At 43.1% G+C, this 6,107-nt stretch carries 6 protein-coding genes and 1 pseudogene; 5 read left to right on the top strand and 2 right to left on the bottom strand.

From position 1 onward, the window contains the following. Nucleotides 1-425, top strand: a pseudogene (locus tag PX481_RS21055) (poly(A) polymerase); the annotation flags it as partial. On the opposite strand, the gene PX481_RS21050 reads toward PX481_RS21055, so the two are convergent. Together PX481_RS21050 and rbp are read right to left on the bottom strand one after the other, a co-directional pair. Beyond that, nucleotides 422-586 (bottom strand): Asl3888 family RNA-binding protein, encoded by a 165-nt coding sequence (locus PX481_RS21050; RefSeq protein WP_002733784.1) that lies wholly within the window; start codon nt 584-586, stop codon nt 422-424. The pseudogene PX481_RS21055 and the gene PX481_RS21050 sit on opposite strands and share 4 nt — an antisense overlap. Before the next feature lie 435 nt (nt 587-1,021). Beyond that, a complete protein-coding gene (gene rbp, locus PX481_RS21045; protein WP_288095808.1) occupies nt 1,022-1,318 on the bottom strand; it encodes an RNA-binding regulator in 297 nt (98 codons plus the stop codon). Nucleotides 1,319-1,776: 458 nt separating this feature from the next. On the opposite strand from rbp, the gene PX481_RS21040 reads away from it, so the two are divergent. From PX481_RS21040 to PX481_RS21025, 4 genes are all read left to right on the top strand, one after another. After that, nucleotides 1,777-4,116 (top strand): DNA methyltransferase, encoded by a 2,340-nt coding sequence (locus PX481_RS21040; RefSeq protein ID WP_288095806.1) that lies wholly within the window; start codon nt 1,777-1,779, stop codon nt 4,114-4,116. A gap of 224 nt (nt 4,117-4,340) precedes the next feature. Continuing rightward, entirely contained in the window at nt 4,341-5,345 is a 1,005-nt protein-coding gene (gene pheS, locus PX481_RS21035) for a phenylalanine--tRNA ligase subunit alpha (RefSeq protein WP_288056043.1), read from the top strand. A 13-nt stretch (nt 5,346-5,358) separates the two neighbouring features. Beyond that, nucleotides 5,359-5,703, top strand: a complete 345-nt coding sequence (locus tag PX481_RS21030; protein WP_002762429.1) for a DUF4870 domain-containing protein — start codon at nt 5,359-5,361, stop codon at nt 5,701-5,703. 74 nt (nt 5,704-5,777) lie between these two features. Beyond that, nucleotides 5,778-6,107: NAD(P)/FAD-dependent oxidoreductase (locus PX481_RS21025; RefSeq protein ID WP_288095804.1), on the top strand; the 330-nt coding region annotated here is incomplete at its 3' end.

Genomic DNA, 6,107 nt, shown 5'->3' with positions numbered 1-6,107 from the left:
TAATCGCTTCTCTGGCTGTGGGGGAAAGAATAGCGATCGCTAATAATTTACAATTGCCCAAAGATACTGTGGAGCGTTTACAAAAACTAGAAGTTATGGAAAGGGAGATTAGCAATAATTTTGCTTATGATCAACCCATTAGTCAAATTGTCAGCTTTTTCAATGGTTATAGGGTTCCTAGTTTGTTACTGGTGGCGGTGAGGAGTGAAACTAGGATTCGGGGTTTAATCTGGCGATATTTAACTAAATGGTCGCAGATTGAGGCTCCTATCGACGGCAATGACCTTAAAGCTTTGGGTTATCAACCCGGTCCCCAGTTTAAATCGTTACTTGCGGCGGTTTTGGGGGCGACTTTAGATGGAATAGTCAGCAATAAAAGCGAGGCTATGGCTTTTATTGCTAGTTTAACTAAGTCAGCAGATTAGGTATCGGCTGCCCCTTCATTTTCCGAAGATTGTCTTTGATCGCTGGAATAACCGCCTCTACCTCCTCTGGTGGTGGTACGATTAGAGGCAGCCCGGAATTGACGCGCGTAGGCGCGGTTGCGTTCAGCTTTTTCTTTTTTCAAATTACGACGTTTAGCCACAAGAATCTCCTTGGGATATTAGATAGACAAGCGGGGAAACGAGCGCTCGCTCCCCCTATTGACATTGACACTCTCCGCCCTAAAAGTGCGGAGATTCTTGGGCTGAATCCTGCCTCCACTAGCAACGCTAATTTTGGTCTTACGGTTTCATGTCTAGTCCGACTACACCGATAAGGCAAGCACTCTTATGGACTACTCCCCAAGCGTAAATTTCTGTGTGTCCCACAGTATTTAATTGTTTTGCGTTCTTACAGTTTGGACTTAATTGAACACCATTGACTGTTAGAAATTTTGAGATGACGGAGTAGGAAGTTTAACCTGCTTCCTCACGTTCTCACGGTTGGCAACCTGGAGCTATTCTCGCACAAAGCCGTCCTAAAAGGACGGGGTTTTCAACCCAAATTTCCGATCACCTAGAATGGTTACGGTCGGGGATTAGTAGCGACGCTCCCGATTGCGATCGCCGCCAGCACCGAAGGAAGATCTGGGTTCTTTTTCACGAGCTTGATTGACTTTTAATTCTCGTCCCATCCATTGAGCGCCGTCAAGAGCGGCAATAGCGGCCGATTCTTGCTCTGGGGTTTCCATTTCCACAAAAGCGAAACCGCGTTTTCTTTTCGTTTCCCGATCCATGGGGAGGTGAACGCGCTTAATTTTACCATATTCGGTAAAAACCTCAACTACGTCGTCTTGGTCAACCTCGAAGGGGAGATTACCAACATAAATTGACATAAAACCTATCCTTGCACAGATAAAAACAACAGATTTGTAGAGAACCAAGATTTCGGGAACTAGCTGAACCAATACTAAACAGAAACGCTTTGACCATTAATACTGACAACGAGCCGCAGTGCCGACTTTTATTCTCAATTTCCATCCTAGCACATAGCTATTAGCTTTTATCGATTCTGCCTGTCTCGCCACGGGAGCGGATAAACTAGACTAGAATGCTGCCCTATAAAATGCCCTAATTATGAGTTTATCCCCCCATCCGCTCGAAACTGCCCTAAAAACCCTGGAAACTAAGGCCGAGGATTCGATTTCTGGGGTGCTTTCCCCACCTGTTGCCGAGAAACGGCAACAAGAGCCGGACTTCCTCCGGCAGTGCGTAGGATGCTCCCAAGAGGGTATCCTCGCCATACCCTCACATCTGGGTACAGTAATATATAGAACTCTATTCTTAAGGCCAGATGAGTGCTTCCTCCTTCGACTATAGAATGATCGATCCCATTTCTGGGCCGATCGATCCCAAAAAACAAGGGACGTTACGCCATTGGGGAAGTCATCCCTATTTTACCCGGCGCGCTTGGAATGTGGTACAGGAATATATTAAGCGTTTTAGTCAGGTGGGAGATGTGGTTTTAGATCCCTTTGGGGGATCGGGAGTGACTGCGGTAGAGGCTCTAGTTTTAAAGCGAAAGGCGATTTACTCGGATATTAACCCGATGGCTGGTTTTATCTGCCGCAATATCGCTGTTAGTCCCGTTAACATCGATGATTTTCGGTCTGCTTTCGATGACATCGCCAGAAATTGTCAGGAAAAGATTGAGGAAGTTTATCGAATGTCTCCAGAAGAAGCGGCGGATTTAGAGATTCCCTATTGGTATCCGCAAGGGGTTCGTTTACCGAAAAATGCGGACGCAGAATCTGTAGAAAATTTGTTTACCAAACGTCAATTATTTTCCCTTTCTCTAATTCTCAACCAGATTGAATTAATCACCGATCCGATCATTAAAGATTTAATGAGGTTTACTTTCTCGGCAACTCTCAATAAAACCAATTTAACCTTTAGTTCCACGAGAGGAAGAATAAAAAGCCGGGGAAATAGCGGAATTATGCGCTTATATCGCTATTGGATTCCTCCTCAAACTATCGATCTTAATGTCTGGGAACAATTCGAGCAGAAATTTAAGGGGACGGCAAAATTCAAGATCGAAACTAATACAGTAATCGGTGATTTTTATCAAGAAAATTTTTCAATTTTTGATTTCTCAGCGACGGACTTAACTGGCATATCGTCCGAATCCGTGGATTATATCTATACCGATCCTCCCTACGGACAACATATTGCCTATTTAGATCTCTCGACTATGTGGAATGCTTGGCTAGGATTTGAAGTGAGCGATAACGCAAGAGAATTGGAAGCGATCGAAGGAGGAGATTTAAAGAAATCGAAAGAAACTTACATCAATTTGTTATCGAATTCCATTCGAGAAATGTTTCGAGTTTTGAAATTTGATCGCTGGATGAGTATTGTTTTTGCTCACAAAGATCCCGCCTATTGGGATGCAATCGTTAAATCTGCTCAAGAAGCTGGTTTTGAGTATGTAAATTCCTCTGTACAACATTCTACTACGCCCTCATTACACAAAAAGAAAAATCCTCTGACTGTCCTATCGGGAGAGTTAGTTTTAAACTTTAGAAAAGTGAATAATCCCAAAACAATCGCCATCAGTAAAGTCGGGATCGATATCCTGCAAATTATTAAAGAAGTGGCCGAGATGACAATCGTTAAAAGTTCGGGTGCTTCCACAGAAGATATTTATAATGCGCTCATTCCTAAATTATTGGAAAATGGCTTACTAACCCAAGTCAAGAAACAAATAGATGATATTACTCCTTTGTTAAAAGAGGAATTCAACTTTTCGGAATTAGATCATCTCTGGAGAATTCGTACAAATACGAAAATCGGTTGCTTTATTCCGCTAGAAGATCGAATAAGATTTTATCTCTTGGATTTTCTAACTGCCAAAAAACGACAGGGAAAAGTAGCAACTTTTGATGAAATTATTTTTGCGATCATGCCTAACCTGATCAACGGGACAACACCAAGCGATCAATCGATTTTAAAGGTTTTAGAAAAGTTAGCTTATTCTCCCGATGGTCGGCACTGGCAACTAGGGCAAGAAGAAGGTCTTCAGCTAACTCTCGATTTAAATATAGAGCCAATTTCTTCCGTTTTAACTGGTTTAGATTTTCCCAAACAAGCAGATAAAATTCCTCACGATCAAATTATCTACGCTCTGGCAAAAATTGCTATTGCTGTCGGATTAAAGCCTTATATTGGCAAAAAAGAACAATCTACAGGTTATTGGAATGGAGAAGCTTTTAAAGATATTTCTCTAGAAAAATTACCGATCGATAAATTAGGAAAGTGGGACAGAGATAAAATACAACAGATCGATCTCATCTGGTTTAATAACTTAGGCGATGCAGTGTTCGCTTTTGAAGTAGAAACCAGTACACGGATCACCACAGGAATCGATCGCTTTATGGAATTACTAAAAATTTATCCAGAACTGGCAGGAAAACTTGTGTTAATTGTTCCACCGAAGCGAGTCAACAAACTGAAAAAAATTCTTAAAGATTCCCACTATATTGGACATCCTCTCTATATGGAGAATAAATTAGTCTATAGTTTTTCTAATCAAATTGCCGAAGTTTACCAGAAACTCTCCTCGTCAACTAAACTAGAATTATCTGCGGTTTTTGCCTCGATCGAGTTCATTTTAAAAAAACCAGAAATCTGATGCAATCAAGAGAAGCTGGTTCCTATTGAAAGTTCTAGGTTCGACGAGGCACTCATGCAATAAGCTCCCATTTGATCAGAGGGGACAGGGAGCGATGAACATGATACAGCAAACCATCTCAGGGAATCGTCACCCCGGAAAGCAAATCGCCCCTGCAACTGTCTCCCCAAATTCCCTCTCTTGATAAACTAGACTAGAATGCTGCCCTATAAAATGCCCTAATTATGAGTTTATCCCCCCATCCGATCGAAACTGCCCTAAAAACCCTGGCAGCGAAAGCGGAAAATTCCATCGAACAAACAACAACCCTAGAAGACTTAGAACAGCTAAGGGTGAATTATCTGGGTAAGAAAGGAGAATTATCGCAGATTTTACGCGAAATGGGCAAATTAAGCCCCGAAGAGAGACCGCGCCTCGGTGCGATCGCTAATGAGGTCAAAGAATTAGTACAATCGCTGCTGGAATCCCGGCGAGAAAGTCTCCAGAATGCCCAAATTAAGGCGAAATTAGCGGCGGAAACCCTCGATGTCACCCTACCTGCTCTTAGCCGTCCTTTAGGGCGAATTCACCCCTTAAATAGCACAGTTGATCGCATGATCGATATTTTCGTCGGTCTGGGTTACAGCATCGCCACCGGGCCGCAGGTAGAAACCGATTATTATAATTTTGAGGCTTTAAATATCCCTGCTGACCATCCGGCCCGGGATATGCAGGATACTTTTTTCTTGAGGGATGGTCGTTTATTGCGGACCCATACCTCCCCGGTGCAGATTCGCTACATGGAAAGTCACGAACCCCCGATTCGGATTGTGGCCCCGGGCCGGGTTTATCGTCGCGATACCGTGGATGCAACCCATTCCGCGGTTTTCCATCAAGTGGAATTATTAGCGGTGGACCGGGGATTAACCTTTACGGATTTGAAAGGAACAATTAAAGAATTTCTTAAGCAAATGTTTGGGGCCGATTTACCGGTTAAATTCCGCGCTTCCTACTTCCCTTTTACCGAACCCTCGGCCGAGGTAGATGTGCAGTGGAAAGGCAAATGGTTGGAGGTGATGGGCTGTGGTATGGTGGATCCCAATGTCTTAAAAGCAGTCGGTTATGACCCCCAAATCTATACGGGTTTTGCTGCTGGTTTTGGCGTGGAAAGATTTGCTATGGTATTACATGAGATAGACGATATTCGCCGTTGTTATAATAGCGATATCCGCTTTCTCCGCCAATTTTAGGGGGATAAAACCGATGGTCATGAGTGAAGATTTAACCAAAAAAAGACTCCTATCCGTGGCTTGTCATGCTTCGATATTTTTGAGTGCTACGCTGGTATCGGTGGGGATTCCCTTAGCTATTTATTTCATTTCTGATGATGAAACGGTGAAGGAAAACGCCAAAGAAGCTTTAAACTTTCACCTGAATATGTGGTTATACTACCTAATTGCCGGGATTCTAGTTTGGGTTTTAATCGGTTATTTGCTCTTACCGATTCTTGCTGTGGTGAATATTGTTCTCCCCATTCTTGCTATCCTGCAAGTCTGGAACGATGCTTATAAGGTTTTCCGTTATCCTTTTATTTTCCGGGTTCTGTAATCAATTATCGGGGTTGAAACCTGTTCAACCCTTTTTTAGTCCTATTCCCACTAGAAAAATAGCCTCTGGAGTTTATGACTAAAATTGTCATCATCGGTGCGGGGATAGTGGGGGCCACCATTGCCTACGAATTAAGCGCCATCGAAGGATTAGAAATTACCCTCATCGATGAAAAAAAACCAGGACAAGGAGCAACCGGGGCAGCTTTAGGGATTTTAATGGGTATTATCAGCCATAAAACTAAAGGTAGAGCCTGGAAACTGCGGCAAGAAAGTTTAAAACGTTACGAAACCCTCCTTCCTGAGCTAGAATCCCTCACCGGACTGACTATTCCCTGTAACCGTGATGGTATTGTCCTACTGCGATCGAGTGCCGAAGACGAAGAAAATTGGCGCAAGTTAGCC

The organism is Microcystis sp. M53603_WE2 (genome assembly GCF_030065435.1).
Note: the sequence above shows the minus strand (reverse complement) of the source record. Positions and strands in the feature narration are given on the sequence as shown.

Excerpts from the sequence above, each read along its gene's own strand:
- rbp (WP_288095808.1), bottom strand. The coding sequence starts at position 1,318 with ATGTCAATTTATGTTGGTAATCTCCCCTTCGAGGTTGACCAAGACGAC.
- PX481_RS21040 (WP_288095806.1), top strand. The coding sequence starts at position 1,777 with ATGAGTGCTTCCTCCTTCGACTATAGAATGATCGATCCCATTTCTGGG.
- PX481_RS21030 (WP_002762429.1), top strand. The coding sequence starts at position 5,359 with ATGGTCATGAGTGAAGATTTAACCAAAAAAAGACTCCTATCCGTGGCT.
- pheS (WP_288056043.1), top strand. The coding sequence starts at position 4,341 with ATGAGTTTATCCCCCCATCCGATCGAAACTGCCCTAAAAACCCTGGCA.